The sequence below is a fragment of the Mesorhizobium sp. BHscii genome, from assembly GCF_053848065.1.
In genome coordinates this window covers 189,554-206,391 of sequence record NZ_JBSPKW010000004.1, presented here as the reverse complement: position 1 = coordinate 206,391, position 16,838 = coordinate 189,554, and the positions used below count along the sequence as shown (strand labels likewise).

General features: G+C 61.3%; 16 protein-coding genes, 1 tRNA gene, 1 pseudogene and 1 riboswitch. Of the genes and pseudogenes, 6 read left to right on the top strand and 12 right to left on the bottom strand.

Annotated elements, in window-relative coordinates:
- Positions 1-61 precede the first annotated feature (61 nt).
- A riboswitch (SAM riboswitch) is annotated at positions 62-139 on the bottom strand.
- Positions 140-264: 125 nt separating this feature from the next.
- Together ACWTU7_RS08275 and ACWTU7_RS08270 are read left to right on the top strand one after the other, a co-directional pair.
- Positions 265-1,359 carry a 2'-deoxycytidine 5'-triphosphate deaminase gene (locus tag ACWTU7_RS08275; RefSeq protein ID WP_455838413.1) on the top strand — a complete coding sequence of 365 codons (1,095 nt, stop codon included), beginning with the start codon at positions 265-267 and terminating at the stop codon, positions 1,357-1,359.
- Between the two features lie 92 nt (positions 1,360-1,451).
- Positions 1,452-2,225 carry an ABC transporter substrate-binding protein gene (locus ACWTU7_RS08270; protein ID WP_065006119.1) on the top strand — a complete coding sequence of 258 codons (774 nt, stop codon included), beginning with the start codon at positions 1,452-1,454 and terminating at the stop codon, positions 2,223-2,225.
- Between the two features lie 38 nt (positions 2,226-2,263).
- Here ACWTU7_RS08270 and araD1 read toward each other — a convergent pair whose 3' ends face one another.
- From araD1 to chvE, 4 genes are all read right to left on the bottom strand, one after another.
- On the bottom strand, positions 2,264-3,256 hold the full coding sequence (gene araD1, locus ACWTU7_RS08265) for an AraD1 family protein (RefSeq protein ID WP_455838414.1): 993 nt from the start codon (positions 3,254-3,256) through the stop codon (positions 2,264-2,266).
- A gap of 288 nt (positions 3,257-3,544) precedes the next feature.
- Positions 3,545-4,837 (bottom strand): multiple monosaccharide ABC transporter permease, encoded by a 1,293-nt coding sequence (gene mmsB, locus ACWTU7_RS08260; RefSeq protein WP_029356823.1) that lies wholly within the window; start codon positions 4,835-4,837, stop codon positions 3,545-3,547.
- Complete coding sequence (mmsA, locus tag ACWTU7_RS08255) at positions 4,834-6,366, bottom strand: multiple monosaccharide ABC transporter ATP-binding protein (protein ID WP_029356820.1); 1,533 nt, start codon at positions 6,364-6,366, stop codon at positions 4,834-4,836. The genes mmsB and mmsA overlap by 4 nt, the downstream gene beginning before the upstream one ends.
- 98 nt (positions 6,367-6,464) lie before the next feature.
- On the bottom strand, positions 6,465-7,529 hold the full coding sequence (gene chvE, locus ACWTU7_RS08250) for a multiple monosaccharide ABC transporter substrate-binding protein (protein ID WP_029356817.1): 1,065 nt from the start codon (positions 7,527-7,529) through the stop codon (positions 6,465-6,467).
- A gap of 315 nt (positions 7,530-7,844) precedes the next feature.
- Here chvE and ACWTU7_RS08245 point away from each other — a divergent pair, with 315 nt between their 5' ends.
- Both ACWTU7_RS08245 and ACWTU7_RS08240 read left to right on the top strand, forming a co-directional pair.
- On the top strand, positions 7,845-8,834 hold the full coding sequence (locus ACWTU7_RS08245) for a LysR family transcriptional regulator (RefSeq protein WP_127316418.1): 990 nt from the start codon (positions 7,845-7,847) through the stop codon (positions 8,832-8,834).
- Between the two features lie 167 nt (positions 8,835-9,001).
- A complete protein-coding gene (locus ACWTU7_RS08240; protein WP_455838415.1) occupies positions 9,002-10,006 on the top strand; it encodes a L,D-transpeptidase family protein in 1,005 nt (334 codons plus the stop codon).
- Positions 10,007-10,177: 171 nt separating this feature from the next.
- Here the strand turns inward: ACWTU7_RS08240 and ACWTU7_RS08235 are convergent, their stop codons facing one another.
- The 7 genes and pseudogenes from ACWTU7_RS08235 to ACWTU7_RS08205 all read right to left on the bottom strand — a co-directional run bounded on the left by ACWTU7_RS08235 (position 10,178) and on the right by ACWTU7_RS08205 (position 13,857).
- Positions 10,178-11,056, bottom strand: coding sequence for a hypothetical protein (locus ACWTU7_RS08235; protein WP_455838416.1), 879 nt, complete (start codon positions 11,054-11,056; stop codon positions 10,178-10,180).
- Entirely contained in the window at positions 11,053-11,448 is a 396-nt protein-coding gene (locus ACWTU7_RS08230; protein ID WP_065005831.1) for a phage holin family protein, read from the bottom strand. The genes ACWTU7_RS08235 and ACWTU7_RS08230 overlap by 4 nt, the downstream gene beginning before the upstream one ends.
- Positions 11,445-12,128 (bottom strand): hypothetical protein, encoded by a 684-nt coding sequence (locus ACWTU7_RS08225; RefSeq protein WP_455838417.1) that lies wholly within the window; start codon positions 12,126-12,128, stop codon positions 11,445-11,447. Before ACWTU7_RS08225 ends, ACWTU7_RS08230 begins: the two co-directional genes overlap by 4 nt.
- Positions 12,129-12,441: 313 nt before the next feature.
- A complete protein-coding gene (locus ACWTU7_RS08220) occupies positions 12,442-12,645 on the bottom strand; it encodes a hypothetical protein (protein ID WP_095517063.1) in 204 nt (67 codons plus the stop codon).
- Between the two features lie 138 nt (positions 12,646-12,783).
- Positions 12,784-13,224, bottom strand: a complete 441-nt coding sequence (locus ACWTU7_RS08215; protein ID WP_287335786.1) for a Crp/Fnr family transcriptional regulator — start codon at positions 13,222-13,224, stop codon at positions 12,784-12,786.
- A pseudogene (locus tag ACWTU7_RS08210) lies at positions 13,225-13,482 on the bottom strand (Crp/Fnr family transcriptional regulator); the annotation flags it as partial.
- Positions 13,483-13,783: 301 nt separating this feature from the next.
- Positions 13,784-13,857, bottom strand: a tRNA-Gly gene (locus ACWTU7_RS08205).
- A gap of 252 nt (positions 13,858-14,109) precedes the next feature.
- On the opposite strand from ACWTU7_RS08205, the gene ACWTU7_RS08200 reads away from it, so the two are divergent.
- A complete protein-coding gene (locus tag ACWTU7_RS08200) occupies positions 14,110-14,373 on the top strand; it encodes a DUF6460 domain-containing protein (protein ID WP_455838418.1) in 264 nt (87 codons plus the stop codon).
- Between the two features lie 92 nt (positions 14,374-14,465).
- On the opposite strand, the gene ACWTU7_RS08195 is transcribed toward ACWTU7_RS08200, so the two are convergent.
- Positions 14,466-15,368 carry a histone deacetylase family protein gene (locus ACWTU7_RS08195; protein WP_455838419.1) on the bottom strand — a complete coding sequence of 301 codons (903 nt, stop codon included), beginning with the start codon at positions 15,366-15,368 and terminating at the stop codon, positions 14,466-14,468.
- A 112-nt stretch (positions 15,369-15,480) separates the two neighbouring features.
- On the opposite strand from ACWTU7_RS08195, the gene ACWTU7_RS08190 reads away from it, so the two are divergent.
- Positions 15,481-16,833, top strand: coding sequence for an MATE family efflux transporter (locus ACWTU7_RS08190; protein WP_455838420.1), 1,353 nt, complete (start codon positions 15,481-15,483; stop codon positions 16,831-16,833).
- Positions 16,834-16,838: the final 5 nt, after the last annotated feature.

Below are 16,838 nucleotides of genomic sequence, written 5' to 3'. Positions count from 1 at the left end.
ACACCAAAAATGGCCCAAATACAAAAAAACCGGCCGCGAAAGTCGCAACCGGTCCATACGGCCTTTCGGCCCGACGGTCCTTTAGCGACTTGTTTAACGTGGCTGCAAGCCGACCGGCCAAATCACCACGGGATAACGACCCTTTAAACCCGCACCACGCTTGCGTCAATTGCCGGCATGATTAAGAGGTTTGTACCAGCGGGTTCCGCGGCAGGAACCTGCGACAAAACGAGACCACGCCCGGCCTTCGAGCGGAGCCAGACTTTGCGGCAGACAGGCATTCTTCCCGATCAGGATATTTCCGCGCTGTTCCAGTCGGGCGCGCTGAAATCGCCGCGCGCGCTCGATGCCGACCAGGTCCAGCCGGCCAGCCTCGACCTTAGGCTTGCCGACAAGGCCTGGCGGGTGCGCGCCTCCTTCCTGCCCGGCCCGAACCACAGGGTTGCTGAAAAACTCGACCGCCTGAAGCTGCACGAAATCAATCTCGCTGATGGCGCGGTGCTGGAGACGGGCTGCGTCTATATCGTGCCGCTGCTCGAGAGCCTGGCGCTTCCGGCAAGCGTTTCGGCCTCGGCCAACCCGAAGAGCTCGACCGGACGGCTCGACATCTTCACCCGCGTGATGACCGATCGCGGCCACGAGTTCGACAAGATCGCTGCCGGCTACAACGGCCCGCTCTATCTGGAAGTCAGCCCGCGCACCTTTCCGATCGTCGTCCGTGCCGGCTCGCGGCTGTCGCAGATCAGGTTCCGCACCGGCAATGCGCTTTTGTCGGAAAGCGAGCTGCACGAATTGCATCGTGCCGAGACGCTGGTCGCGACCGAGCCGCCGAACATTTCCGGCGGCGGCATCGCACTGTCGATCGACCTCGATGGCGACAAGGACGGGCTGGTCGGCTACCGCGGCAAGCACCACACCGGCCTGGTCGATGTTGACAAGCGCGCCGCACAGGATGTCGTCGATTTCTGGGAGCCGCTCTACAAGAGCGGCGGCGGCGAATTGGTGCTCGATCCGGATGAATTCTATATCCTCGTCAGCCAGGAGGCGGTGCATGTGCCGCCGCTCTATGCCGCCGAGATGACGCCCTTCGATCCGCTGGTTGGCGAGTTCCGTGTCCACTATGCCGGTTTCTTTGATCCGGGCTTCGGCCATTCGGCGGCCGGCGGCACCGGCAGCAGGGCTGTGCTCGAAGTGCGCAGCCACGAAGTGCCGTTCATCCTCGACCACGGCCAGATCGTCGGACGGCTGGTCTACGAGCACATGCTGAAGCGGCCGCAGGCGCTCTACGGCACAGACCTCGGCTCGAACTATCAGGCACAGGGCCTGAAACTGTCCAAACATTTCCGCGCCGCGCGCTGATCCCCGATCAACCAGACTGTGCTTGCCTGACCTTGCGGGCCGTGCTTGGCTGTGCCCAACCGTCAAGGTGGTTGAACCAAGGGAACAAAGAAATGCAGATTTCAAGATGGATCGCATCGGCAGCAACAGCTGCCATGCTGGTGATGGCTGCCGGGTCCTTGTCGGCGCAAGCACAGGAAAAGTTGAAGATCGCCACCGAAGGCGCCTATCCGCCGTTCAACACCATCACCGCGGATGGCAAGCTCACCGGCTTCGACATCGACATCGCCAATGCGCTTTGCGCTCAGATGAAGGTCGAATGCGAACTTGTCACGCAGGACTGGGACGGCATGATCCCGGCGCTCCAGGCCAGAAAGTTCGACGCCATCATCGCGTCCATGAGCATTACCGAGGAGCGCAAGAAGCAGGTCTCCTTCACCAACAAATATTATACCACGCCGCTTTCGCTGGTGGCGTTGAAGGACAGCGATATTGCCTCGACCGAACCCGCCGCACTTGCCGGCAAGACAGTCGGCGCTCAGGCTTCGACCACCCAGGCCGACTATGCCCAGGATGTCTATAGCAAGGCCGGCGCCGAGGCGAAGCTCTATCCGACCCAGGAGGAGGCGGTCGCCGACCTGATGAACGGTCGTCTCGATGCCGTCCTTTCAGACAAATTCGTGCTGATGGACTGGATGAAGAAGTCGAGCGACGGCTGCTGCAAGATGGTCGGCGACGTCAAGGGCACCGAAACCGAAGCCGGTATCGCCGTGCGCAAGGAAGACAATGCGCTGCGCGAGAAGCTCAACGCCGCGATCGATGCGATCGTCGCAGATGGCACCTACAAGAAGATCCAGGCCAAATATTTCGATTTCGATATTTATTGAGGCTGCCAATCTCCCCCTCAAGGGGGGAGATCACACAATCAAAGCGCCTTCACCGCCACCGTCACCGGTTGCTCGATTTCAAGCGGGTTGCGCAGCGGCAGGCCAAAATCCTTGGCCTCGATCTCGAACACGTCGCCGGCTTCGGTCCTGATGCCGTCGGCGAAGGACAGTGTCGCCGTGCCGAACATGTGCACATGAACGTCGCCCGGCTGGCGGAAGGCCGAATATTTGAAGTGGTGATGTTCGAGATTGGCGATGGTGTGCGACATGTTCGCCTCGCCCGACAGGAACGGCTTTTCCCACAGCAGCTTGCCGTCGCGGAGGATGCGCGAGGTACCCCTAACGTCGGAGGGCAGGTCGCCGATCAGGATCTCCGGCCCGAACGAAGCGTTGCGCAGCTTGGAATGCGCGAGGAAAAGATAGTTCACGCGCTCGGTGATATGGTCGGAAAACTCGTTTGACAGTGTGAAGCCGACGCGGAACGGGGCGCCGTCGTCGCCGATGACATAGATGCCGGCGACTTCCGGCTCCTCGCCGGCATCCTGGGCGAAGGCGGGCGACAGAAGTGCCGCACCGGGCGCCACCGCCATGGTGCCGTTGCCCTTGTAGAACCATTCTGGCTGCACGCCCGTCTGGCCCTTGGCGGGCTTGCCGCCCTCCAGCCCCATGCGGAACATCTTCATGGAATCGGTGAGCTGCTCTTCGCGATCGGCATCGAGTTTCTTGTGCATGGCATCGCGGGTCGCGGCGGAGCCGAGATGCGTCAGCCCGGTGCCGGTGAGATGAAGATGCGCCGGGTCGGGATGGTTGATCGGCGACAACAGCCGCCCCTTCTTGTATGCGGCATCGAGGTCGACCGCTTCACCGAAGCCTTTGCGCTCGATGAGGGCGACAAGTCCGGTGCCGGTGCGCGCGGCCTCCATCGCCAGCGAATAGACGCTGCGGGCGCCATTGATGATCCGGGTCTTGCCGCCGTTGCGGGCAATGACGCGGATGGTCTCTGCCTCGTCGAGGATCTGGGAGATCAGCATGATGTACCCTCTCTCAATTGCCTTTGGCCTGGCTGCCGGGTTGGCAACCTTGACCAGCGCGGCTCGGATGGTATCCGCGCCACTGGTGAACTCTTCGTCCGGATGGCGCTCGCGGGCCCGGTCCCCTTGGGGGACTTCTTTGCGCCGCCCGGCAGCGCCGCGATGTGACCCGTGCCTCCTAAAAGCGCGGCGCGTTTGAAAAGCGGCCCGCTTTAATCCTTGTTTTCATGCATGCCGTTGTCCCAACACGCTGCACACGTTTGGCGACATGCATGAGTCCCCTCGCCCTCAAGCCTTGTTCTTGTTGTAGACGTCGAAGACCACGGCGCCGAGCAGCACCAGGCCTTTGACCACCTGTTGCCAATCGACATTGACGCCCATGATCGACATGCCGTTGTTCATGACGCCCATGATGAAACCGCCCACCACCGCGCCTATAACTTGACCGACGCCGCCCATCGCCGAAGCGCCGCCGATGAACACAGCGGCGATGACGTCGAGCTCGCTGCCGAGGCCGGCCGCCGGCACCGCCTGGCCAAGGCGCGCCGCAATGATCAGCCCGCCGAGCGCCGAGAGCACGCCCATATTGATGAACACCATCAGGGTCAGCCGCTCGGTCTTGATACCCGATAGCTGAGCCGCCTTGGCATTGCCGCCCATTGCGTAGATACGGCGGCCGACCGTCATGCGTTTGGTGACGAAGACGAACAGCGCGATCAGCACGCCCATCACTACGAGAACGATTGGCAGACCTCTGTAGGTGGCGAATTGGTAGACCAGAAAAAGCGCCAGAGCGCTGGTCACCAGGGTCTTGACGACGAACAGCGTGAAGGGTTCGGCTTCGTAGCCATGCCGCTCGCGGCTGCGCCGTGCCCTGAGCCCGAAATAGGCATAGGCGAGCACGGCAACGAGGCCGATCACGATCGTCGTCATGTGCAGCGTCAGCCCGCTGCCGACGATGGTCTTGCCGGCGGCGTTCACGACCGGCGGGATCAGCGTCAACGAGCCGATCACGTCCGGGATGAAGCCGGAACTGAGCGCCTTGAAGCCGGCTGGAAGCGGCCCCACGGAGGACCCGCCACCCAGCAGCGCTTGGCAGATGCCGCGGAAGATCAGCATCCCCGCCAGCGTGACGATGAAGCTCGGTATTCGGTGATAGGCGATCCAGTAGCCTTGTCCCGCGCCGATCGCGCCGCCGATGATCAGGCAGATGATCGACACCACCAGCGGATTGCTGAAAGGGCCGAGAGGCCAGATGACCATCATCATCGCCGCCAGCGCGCCGATGAAACCGGCGACGGACCCGACGCTGAGATCGATATGGCCGGAGACGATCACCAGCAGCATACCCAGCGCCATCACGATGATGAAGCTGTTCTGCTGCACCAGGTTACTCAAGTTCACCGGCTTGAACAGCGTTCCGGACGTCGTGTACTGGAAGAATACCATGATGGCGATAAGCGCCAGGATCAGGCCGTATTCGCGCAGGTTGGTGACCAGCGCCGAGACGGCAACGCGCGGCCCCTGCTGCACATCTTCCGCGACGCCGCTTTTCGGGACGGGAGCGCTTTCGGTGCTCATGATGCTTTTCCTTCTCCGCGAACGATGGCGCGCATAATCTTTTCCTGGCTGGCGTCGCTCGCCGCCATTTCGCCGACGATACGTCCTTCGTTCATGACATAGATGCGGTCGGTGATGCCGAGCAGTTCGGGCATCTCCGACGAGATGACGATGATCGCCTTACCCTCCGAGGCGAGACGCGCGATGATCGTGTAGATTTCATACTTGGCGCCGACGTCGATGCCGCGCGTCGGCTCGTCGAGGATCAGCACCTCCGGATTGGCGAATAGCCACTTCGACAGCACCACCTTCTGTTGATTGCCGCCCGATAGATTGCCGGTCATCTGATAAACGCTGGACGAGCGGATGTTGGTCTTGGCCTTGTAGTCGTTGGCGACGGCGAGCTCGCGCATGTCGTCGATCACGCTATGGCGCGACACACCGGGAAGATTGGCCAGCGTGATGTTGTGCTTGATATGATCGATCAGGTTGAGACCGTAGGTCTTGCGGTCCTCGGTGACGTAAGCGATGCCGTGTTCCACTGCCTTGCTGACAGAGGAGACATCGATGGGCTTGCCCTTGAGCAGCACCTCGCCCGTGATGCGGCGGCCATAGGAGCGGCCGAACAGGCTCATCGCGAATTCGGTGCGTCCGGCGCCCATCAGCCCGGCGATACCCACCACCTCGCCCTTGCGGACGTCGATGTCGATGCCTTTGATCACTTGCCGCTCGGCATGGATCGGGTGATAGACCGACCAGTTCCTCACCTGGAGCACGATCTCACCGATCTCGGGCTCGCGCGACGGATAACGGTCGTCTAGCGAGCGGCCGACCATCGAGGTGATGATGCGGTCTTCCGAAATGTCTTTCTTGGCCAGCGTCTCGATGGTCCGCCCGTCGCGGATGATCGTCACCTTGTCGGCGACCCGGTTGACCTCGTTGAGCTTGTGCGAGATCAGGATCGAGGTGATGCCATGCCGCTTGAATTCCAGCAGCAGGTCGAGCAGCGCCTGGCTGTCCTTTTCGGACAGGCTCGCCGTCGGTTCGTCGAGGATCAGCAGCTGCACTTCCTTGCTGAGCGCCTTGGCGATCTCGACCAGTTGCTGCTTGCCGACACCGATATTGGTGATCAGCGTCTTGGGGTCTTCCTTAAGGCCCACCTTCTTGAGCAGAGCGCTGGTGCGCGTCTCGTTGGCGTTCCAGTCGATGACACCGTATCTGGCGTGCTCGTTGCCGAGAAAGATGTTTTCGGCGATCGACAGCATCGGAACCAGCGCGAGTTCCTGGTGGATGATGACGATGCCCCGGCGCTCGCTGTCGTGAATGCCCTTGAAATGGCACTCATCGCCGCGATAGATGATTTCGCCGTCATAAGTGCCGGATGGATACACGCCCGACAGCACCTTCATCAACGTCGACTTGCCGGCGCCGTTCTCGCCGACAACGGCGTGAATCTCGCCTTCCTCGACGCTTAGGTTGACATTCGACAGCGCCTTGACGCCGGGAAACGTCTTGGTGATGTCACGCATCTCCAAAATCGTCGAGGCCATCAGGAATACCACTCCTCCGAGGTCCCGAAACAATACCGGGGTCGCTCGCTAACGAAAAGGGGCCCTGCGTTAGCAGGACCCCGGGTTTACAACTGCCGTTACTTCAGCTCTTCGGCCTTGATGTAGCCGGAATCGACCACCAGGGCCTGGTAGTTCGACTTGTCTACCTCATGCGGCGTCAGCAGGATCGAGGGGACGACCTTGACGTCGTTGTTGTAGGTCGTGGTGTCGAGGCCTTCCGGCTTCCCGCCCGAGAGCACCTTGTCGACGAGCTCGACCGTCGCCTTGGCGAGTTCGCGGGTGTCCTTGAACACTGTCGAGTACTGCTCGCCGGCGATGATCGCCTTGACCGAAGCGGTTTCGGCGTCCTGGCCGGTGACAATTGGCCAGGGCTGATCGGCCGTGCCGTAACCGACTGCGCGCAACGAGGCGATGATGCCGCGCGACAGACCGTCATACGGCGAGAGCACGCCATCGACGCGGCTGCCATCCGAGTAGTTGGCGGACAGCAGATTGTCCATGCGGGCCTGGGCGGTCGCCGCCAGCCAGCGAAGCGTGCCGACCTTGTCCATGCCCATCTGGCCGGACTTCACCACGAGGGTCTTGTCGTCGATCAGTGGCTGCAGAACGGACATCGCGCCGTCGTAGAAGAAGAAGGCGTTGTTGTCGTCCGGCGAACCGCCGAACAGCTCGATGTTGAATGGACCCTTGTTTTCCGGGTAGCCAAGGCCCTTGAGCAGCGATTTGGCCTGGATGACGCCGACGCCGAAATTGTCGAACGTGGTGTAGTAGTCGACATTCGGGGTCTTCTTGATCAGCCGGTCATAGGCGACGACGACGACGCCGGCGTCAGCCGCCTTCTGCAGCGCGTCCGACATCGTGGTGCCGTCGATCGAGGCGATGATCAGTGCCTTCGGGCCCTTGGTGATTTCGTTTTCCAGCTGGCTGAGCTGATTGGGGATATCGTCCTGCGCATACTGCAGATCGACAGTGTAGCCCAGAGCCTCGAGCTGGGACTTGACGGCGTCGCCGTCGTTGATCCAGCGCTGCGAGGTCTTGGTGGGCATCAGCACGCCGATGAGGCCTTCGCCTGCCTGCGCCGGGACCGTCATGGCCGCGATGCTAAGGGCCGCGACGGCGGCCAGGGTCTTGATGATCTTCACATTAACTCTCCCTTGTTGATGGACGCGCACCCTGGGTTTCGTGGGCCGCGCGATCGTGCAGGGGCGCCAAAACGCGCCGCTGCCGCCATATCGATCTCCGGTATCCTCCCAATCGGCCCTGAGACTCTGGTTCCAGTCGATGCGATTTTTCTCGCTGGCGACGGTCAAGCCTCAGGACGCGCAAAGGGTGTGGCTCTTTGCCATAACTGTCAAATGCGATCTTTGATGGTTGCTATACCGAAACTGATATATTGAAAGCCGACGAAGACCTGGCCGGATTGCCGGCCGGCGATGAGTGGGGAGCAAACAAAGGCCATGGCAGCGCTGCGGAATCCTGGTGGACTTTCAGCCAGTTACGAAGAACCCCCCGGCGACGGAGAAACCCTGCTGCGCAGCGGCCTCAGCCTGCGCCACATGCGTATGATCGCAGCCCTCGATGACCATGGCCGGGTCAGCGCGGCAGCCCAGGTCATGAACATTTCGCAGCCCGCCGCCTCGCGCATGATCGCCGAAATGGAGGCGGTGCTCGATGTCAAGCTGTGCGAAAGGCTGCCGCGCGGCATCACGCTGACGCCCTATGGCAAGGCATTGGCGAGGCGCGCACGTTCGATCCTGCTTGAGATGCGTGAAGTCGACCGCGAGATATCCGAGCTCAAGGCGGGCAAGGGCGGCTCGGTATTCCTCGGCGCGGTGACGGCCCCTGCGATCGAGCTCGCCGTGCCGGCGATCCGCGAAATCCGGCGCATCTATCCGCGCATCGAGATCACCATGCAGGTCGAGACCTCCAATGTGCTGGCGCGCGAGCTGATCGCCACGCGTCACGATTTCATCATCGCGCGCATCCCCGACGATCTCAATCCACGGCTGTTCGAGGCCCGCGTCATCGGTGTCGAAAAAGCCTGCCTGATCGTGCGCCGCGGCCACCCGCTTGCTAAGGGCAAAGCCGTGCGGCTGGAGGAGACCGCCGCCTACGACTGGGTTTTCCAGTCGGGCGGCTCGCCGTTGCGCCAGGCGATGGAAAGCAATTTCCTGAACCGCAACATCGCGCTGCCGGACCGCATCCTCAACACCAGTTCGCTGCTGCTGACCCTGGTCATGGTCGCGCAGTCGGACGCCATCGCGCCGGTGTCGATCCAGGTGGCGAAATTCATCCAGAACCCCGAGGGGCTGGCCGGCGCCATCGACGTCGTCCAGACCGAATTCGACATCGAGGTCAGGCCTTACAGTCTGATCACCGTAAAAAATCGCGTGCTGTCGCCGGCGGCCAAGATGCTGCACGACTTTATTTTGAGAGAGGTAGGCTGACGGCGTTAAATCAAGCAATCCATCGCCAATGCTTGGACAGCTATCGCAGCTACACGGCCGCTGCGTCATGTCGCTTCAATTCAGAATATCGCTGGAGCGAAGGAACCACACAGGGCCGTGCCGCGTCATAGAGGAGGGCTCTTGTTGCAGTCCCAGCGAGGCTATCGATGATCAGGTTTCTCCTCGTCTTAGCCGCGACCCTTGCCTTGGCATGCGGCGGGACGGGGGCAGCCAAGCTTGACGTAACCACCGTCAATCAGGCCCAGTTCGCCGCCGGAGAACCGAAGGGTGTCGATCCGACCGTGCTGAAGGCGCAGATTCTCTTGGATCGCGCCCGCTTCTCGCCTGGGCTGATTGACGGTAGCCTTTCAGCGAACTTCGCCAAGGCAGTCGGCGCCTTTCAGGCGGCGAACGGACTCCCTCCCGATGGCAAGCTCACGCCGGAGACCTGGAGCAAGCTCATGGCAACCTCCACCGACCCGGTGCTGGTCACCTATGAGGTAACGCGCAAGGATGTGCGCGGACCCTTCACCAGGCGTATTCCGGCTCGCATGGAGAGGATGGCCCGTCTGCGGCGGCTCGGCTATCGCACTGCGGCGGAGAGGCTGGCGGAGCGCTTCCATATCAGCGAACAGTTGCTCAGGATGCTCAATCCGGGCATCGGCTTCAGGAAGGCCGGCACGACCTTGGTGGTGCCTGATATTGGCCGGGGCGATCCTCCCGCTGGCGTTGCCGGCATTGAGGTCGACAAGGGCGCTCGCCTGGTGCGCGTGCTCGACCCTTCCGGCAAATGGCTCGCAGTCTACCCGGCCTCGATTGGAAGCGATGAAAACCCGGCGCCAAGCGGCATGGCGGAGGTCAAGCGCGTGGTGCGCAACCCGACCTATCACTATGATCCGGACTTCGCTTTCAAGGGAGTCAAGACCAAGCGGCCCTTCACCATCGCTGCCGGGCCGAACAATCCGGTGGGATCGGTCTGGATCGATCTCTCCATCGAAAGCTACGGCATCCACGGCACGCCCGAACCGGGCAAGATCGGCACGACCTTCTCACATGGCTGCATCCGACTGACCAATTGGGATGCCGAAGATCTCGGCTCGATGGTGCAGCCGGGCACGAAAGTCGAATTCAAGAACGAGACCGCCCACACCGTCGACGAGCTTGCTCCGTAGCAAAGCGGACTGGCCAGCAGACCGGTTCCGCAAGCCATTCCTGAGGAAAGTCGCAGAGAATTTGTGGACCTCCGACATCCCAAGTCGAAAGGATCGGGTCGGGAGTTCCAGATCCATTGAACATCAGAGTCCTATGGACCAGGCCCGTCATTCAGGCCCGTGGCGATGCCATCAGGCGGTAGAAGACCCGTCCGACGAGCCCGGCAAACGATCGCGAACGGCTTCCTCGGTTCGCTTTGCGGTCGATTCCACAACTTTGCCGACCTTGCCTGCTAACGTGTCGGTATCTCCACCCGAGCCTTGCCGGTCGGCCTCTTCCTTGACCGTTTCGTAGGCCTCGGCGGCAACTTGCTTTGCTTGCTCCAGGCCCGTTTCGAAAACCTCCGCCGCGCTGTCGCGAATTTTGTCGCGATAGGCGCCAAGTTGCTCGTCCTCTGTGGCTGTGTGGGGCAGCATCACCCCGATGGCAGTGCCCAGAGCAAGGCCGACTACGGCGATAGCCAACGGCTCGCGCTCGAAGAGGGCTTGTGCCGATTGGCGCGTCCGAGCCGCTATCTCGCTGGCGCTTGAGCCGAGCTGGCCGGCGGTGCTTGTCATCCTCTCCTTGGCGCCCGTTGCTGCGTTTGCTGCAGCTTCGGCAGCGCTACTTGCTGCTGATGTAACCGAACCGGCGGTGTCTGAGAGCATCGCCCCGATTCCGGACCCTTCGCTACGCTCGCTAAAATCATCGCCGCGCAGGTCGGAGAAAGCGTCAGAAGCCGTGCCTCTCCGATAACCAGCGGCAGCTGAGTTGGTTGCCGACGGGCCGTTGCCGAGCATCAGCCAGGCCAGGCCGGCTCCAATCAATGTCAGCGGCAACGGGTTGTCCCTGACCTGCGACTTGAGGTTGCCAAGCATGGCGGATCCCTCGCCGCCGGCGAACATTCCGGTAAATTCGTCGATCAATTGACCCGGTGTCATCTTGCTGCGGATCGAATCGGCGGTGTCTGCCACTTTGGCTCGGGCGATGTCGGCATCGCGTTCGAGCTCGGCTGCGGATTTGTCGCTCATCTTATTTGATCCTTGATCACGCGCGCGTCGCGCTTGAGTTGGTCTTGTGTGCGATCGGGCGTCAGCTCGGAAGGAGCCATGCTTTTCGTGCCAGAGCGCAAGAGAATGATTCCCAGTACCGCGACGACAATCCCGACCAGCAGCGAGGACCATCCCGCTCCCAGGCCGGCGCTCGCCAGGGCGATTACGAGTGCTTGCAAGAGCACCATCAAGGCCGCGAGAAGGCATATGGCGCCGGCCAGAACCTCGGCGGCGCCTGCGCCGGCCTTGCTGATTTTTTCCGACATTTCGGCCCGCAACAGCCTACTTTCGGTTTGAAGCAGGGTTGTGACCTGCTGTGCCAGATCGCTGACGAGGGTTGCGAGGCCGCGACTTTCCTGATTGTTGGTCATGGGTTCCGCTCCAGGCTTGCGCCGGCCCAGTCGTCACCGGCCAAATCTTCACCGGCCAAGCCTTCACCGGCCCTGTCGTCTCTGGGCTGGTTGAAGCGGGACGGCGTCGTGTCAGCTGCCTCAGCCGACCGCGTAGCGGACTCATCCGAGTTCGAAATCGTTTCGGAAGGCCGATCTGTTCCCGATCGACGCTGTGCTTCGGTACGGGCAGATGGTGGCGAGCTCTTGATAAACCGCCCTAGCGCCAAGCCTGCCAATACTGAACCGGCGATCAGCGCCCCTGAATTTTCGCGGCCGAACGACCGCATCTCGCCAAGAACATCTTCGAATGGTTTGTCCTTCAACGAAGATGAAAGGCGCTCAAGTGAGCCGGCGGCATCGAGGGTGAACTTCGAAGCGGTCCGTTGATCATTATTGGCCAGATGCTCGCTTGCTGCTCGCAATGCTCCGCTAAAGGCCTTTAGGTTGGAGCTGATATCGCGCTGTGTTCCCTCGGCCTTGTCGAACAACGCCTGCTTGGCTTCAGCAGCGTAGTCGCCCGCCTTCCTGGTGAGTTCGTCGCGAGCGTCCTGTAGCGCCTCTGTCGCGGTCTGCGTTTCCTGCTGGAACCGCTCGGACAGTTCGCTTTTGGCTGTTTCGAAATCGGCCGGCTTACGGCCCTGATCGTCTTCGCGCTGCATGGTATTCTCCTAATGGAATCCGAGGAAGGAGAGGATCGCAAGCACGACGACGACAAGGCCGATGAGATAAATGACACTGTTCATGGTGGCAATCTCCTCCATTGCCTAACGAACTTGCCGGGGGCAAACAAGTTCCATCACTTCCAGCTAAATTAGCGATAGTGAAGCAACCGGCGAGCCCGGTGAACTCTCTTGGAAGTTCCCACGCGCCGTGTGCCGAGACGCGGACCCAGGCGGCCGTGCGGAGATTGGCCCGCCTCTGCGCGTCGGATTTCAATGGCTCAGGTTAGGCTAGTATAATAAAGCACCACGACTAGCTCTCATTAAGGTCAAAGCTCACAGGAAGGTTGTAGTCTATTGCACGATTGGCAATCATGTTCGCTAGGTCGGAATCAGAGACCGAACATGCCGGAACAATCTGTTTGAGCGCCTTAACAGCAAGGCCCGTCGATATGAAACTATGGCGCCGCCTGCGAATATTTACGTAATGTTCGATGAGATTGTCGAGTTCACGCATGTGCAATCCTTCTTTGACGTCAACCGTGTAAATTGAACCCAGCTGTAATCGATCCGGAGCGAGGGCTCATTCACATTGTTTAGTTGACGAGAAATCTTGATGCCGCATTAGCGCGTTGACGCGTCCTGGCCGAGGCGGTCACCGCGGTTCATGGAAGAGATTTAGGTAGGTCGTATCAAAGTCGGCCAGTAAGGCCAATCGCTGGAAATCCAGGATAACAATCCTCCTGTCTTTCCAGCTAACCAGGTCTTTCGCACGAAGTTCCTGCAGCGTCCGGTTCACGTGAACTACTGATAGACCAAGCACGTCGCCCAATTCCGCCTGGGTTAGTGGAATCGCGAACGTCTGGTCAGAGGCCAATCCAACTATCTCTAACCGGACATACAACTCGCAGATTATATGTGCGAGATGCTGTTTGGCGGAGCGACGCCCGAGGCAGGTTATCCAAGTCCTTTGGATTGAGGCATCGATAGTCGTCGAAAGCCAGAGCATCCGGGTGAGATGTGGACTGCCACCCATTGCTGTGAGCAGGTCTTTGTGTCGAATGAAAACAACATCGCACGAACCCAGCGCGCTCACGCTGTGATCCATCACTTTTAGCAGTAAACTATGCAGATCGACAAAGTCTCCCGGGACGTGAATTGCCGTTATTTGACGCTTTCCTTCCCGAATAGCCTGGTTTCGAACTGCGAAACCATTCGCGACAAGACAGCTTTCGGCGGGGCGGGAACCCTCCCTGACGATCTCCTCATCTGGTCCGAAAGTTACCGGCCGGACTGGAAGAGCCTCAATAAGCGCGATTTCGTCTGGCGGCAGGGCGTCGCGGCGGTCAAGCATGCGAACCAAGAGGTCTTTGCCAAACATCGCGGTCCCTTTTGACTAGCAACGCGGATCAGCATCTTTTGTTGCCGCCTCTTATTAGAATCCCGTTATGTTCTAACCAGTTCATATGTGCCGGCGACCTAGACCCGATCATGTGGGCCCTGTGAGTGCCGGCGCCGGCAGGTTCGACTTCATTCCGCCGATGATGCCTACCTTGGTAGCCAAGCCGCCCCAACGTGACGACTGGTTTTACGAGGCCAAGTTCGACGTCTACCGCTCGCAGATCATCAGCAACCTCAATTCCTTGCAGGGCAGGTGGAGCGGGTAGCGGGAATCGAACCCGCGCGTTCAGCTTGGGAAGCTGACAAGCTACCATTACATCATACCCGCGCAGCAGCCTCGTTACCACGCAAGCCGGCCTTCGGGCAATCGTTAAGCGTGCACTCGTGCCTTCCAGCCATCCGACTGTTACTCCGTGATGGCAAGGGCGCCGGCGTTGCAACATAAGTTGGCGAGCAGACAATCCGGCCAACCCGCCATGCGGAGCAACTGGGAGTCAGCGACCCGCCTTGATGCCAGCGCGGCAAGTGCGTATTTCTGGACCTGTGCCCGAATCGGGGCAACCGAATCTGGAGACACGCCTTGTCCGCACTGACGCGCTTTCTCGGCGATTCGCCGCTCCGGGTGTTCCTGAAGCTGCTGGTGGTATCGTTCCTCGTCGGCCTAGTCATGAACGCATTCGGCTGGTCGCCGATGGATGTGCTCTACGGTATCCGGAATTTCTTCGTCGATCTCTGGAATTTGGGCTTCCGCGCCATTGACCGTTTTCTCGGCTATATCCTGCTGGGCGCGGCGATTGTCATTCCGGCCTTCATCCTGCTCAGGATCGCCAGCTATCGGAAATAGAGCATGACCCCGAGCCGAAGGTCTGTGTAGCAAAAGTGGACCGGCTTTTGCTCCGCTGACCTGTGGTTCGGCAGGGAAATCCTAGAAGGTCGTCAGGTGAACCCTGACGCCACTTCGAACAGGATGGAATGGCGCGCGGCGAGGGCCGCCACATCAGTCGAATAGCCGCCGCCGATAACGCCGCAGACCGGGATGCCGAGCGCGCGGAAATGACGGATCACCATGTCGTCGCGGGCGCGCAGCCCCTCGTTCGACAGTGACAACCTGCCAAGCCGGTCCTCGGCATGAACGTCGACCCCGGCATTGTAGAAAACGATGTCCCAGCGCGCCTTGGCGGTGAGTTCCGGCAGGACGCCGCCCAACCTTTCGAGATAGGCCACATCGCCGGTGCCATCGGGCAGAGCGATGTCGAGGTCGGAAGCGATCTTTCGCGTCGGATAGTTGCGGTCGCCATGCATGGAAAAGGTGAACACGCGCCGCTCCTCGCCAACAATATCCGCCGTGCCGTCGCCCTGATGCACGTCGAGATCGACGATCAGGATGTTGCCGGCGGCAGCTTCGGCAAGCAGCACCAGTGAAGCCACGGCAACATCGTTGAAGGTGCAGAAGCCGGCGCCTTGCGCGCGCCGCGCATGATGGCTGCCGCCGGCGGTATTGCAGGCGATGCCGTTCAGCAACGCCAGCCGCGCTGCCAGCACGGTGCCGCCCGTTGCGAGCTGCGCCCTGAGCGAGACGCGCGGGCCCACCGGAAAGCCGATCTCGCGCTCGATTTTTTCAGGCACTTCGCAGGCCAGCACCTGGTCGACATAACCGGCGGCATGGGCAAGCTTCAGCCATGATGCCGGCGCCAGTTCGGGCACGTTGAGAGCGGCGGGGCCGGTCAGTCCGCGCGCGCCCAAGGCTTCCATCAGCAGCTTGTATTTGCTCATGGGGAAGCGATGGTTGACTGCGAAGCCGGCGTCGTAGTCGGGATGATGAACGATCTGCAGGGGCATTTGGGTGGTTTACGGCGGGTGCGCCAGAGGCGGGTTTCGGTTGGCCGTGGCGGGATGAGCGGTTGCGCGGCGTCCGGAATCTGGGCCACATCGGCTGTTTGATCAAGCCACGATGGGGAAGCGGGTCCTGGATCAGGTGTCAGCAGCGGCCAACGGCCGGTCTTTCGTCGTCACCAACCGCTCGGTGCTCGCCATCGCGGTGCCGATGACGCTTGCCTATCTGACGACGCCGCTGCTCGGCGTCGTCGACACGGCCGTGGTCGGGCAGTTGGGCGACGCTGCCCTTCTCGGTGGTCTGGCGGCGGGCGCCCTGGTCTTCGACGTCGTCTTCACCTCCTTCAATTTCCTGCGTTCCGGCACCACAGGCCTCGTCGCCCAGGCGCTCGGACGCGGCGACGAACTGGAGGAACAGGCGGTGTTCTGGCGCGCCGTGCTGATCGCGGTCGTCGCCGGCATTGTGCTTGCCGCACTTGCGCCACTGGTCGCCATCGCCGGACAATGGTTCATGAGCGCCGAGGCGCGCGTCAGCGAGGCGATGGCCGTCTATATCCGCATCAGATTGCTCGCCGCACCGTTCTCGCTGATCAACTACGCCATCCTCGGCTATGTGCTGGGGCGCGGCGAGGGCGGGCTGGGACTGATGCTGCAATTGGTGCTGAACGGCATCAACATTGCGCTCTGCATCCTGCTGGGGCTGGAGCTCGGCTGGGGCGTCGCCGGTGTCGCCTGGGCCACCGTCACCGGTGAATTCGTCGCCATGCTGCTTGGCCTGGCGATCATCGGCCGGCGTTTCTGGGCAGCGCCCCGGCCGCCGCGCCATCGCATCCTCGATCTGTCGGCATTCCTGCGCATGATGTCGCTCAACCGTGACATCATGATCCGGTCGTTTTCGCTGCTCGCCGCTTTCGCACTGTTCACTCGCCAGGGCGCGCAATTCGGCACGGTGACGTTGGCCGCCAACGCCGTGCTGATGAACTTCTTCCTCATCGCCGGCTATTTCCTCGACGGTTTCGCCACGGCGGCCGAACAGCTCGCCGGGCGTGCCGTGGGCGCGCGTGCCGCGATGCAATTCCGGCAGGCGGTGCGGCTGACCCTGTTCTGGGGCTTCGGGCTGGCGGCCGCGGCGACGCTCGTCCTTTTGCTGGGCGGTACTGATCTGGTCGCCCTGATCACGACGTCACAAGACGTTCGCGCCGTTGCCGACAACTATCTGGCCTGGGCGGCGTTCACCGCGCTCAGCGGCGTGCTGGCGTTTCAGATGGATGGCGTCTTCATCGGCGCGACCTGGTCGCGCGACATGCGTAACATGATGCTTTTGTCGTTCCTTGTCTTCAGCGCGGCCTTGCTCATCCAGGCGCCGGCCTTCGGTAATCACGGCCTGTGGGCGGCGCTGCACGTCTTCCTGCTGGTGCGCGGCTTCAGCCTGCTTGCCATTTTGCGCGTGCGGGTGCGGACAGCGTTTTAGAGCGG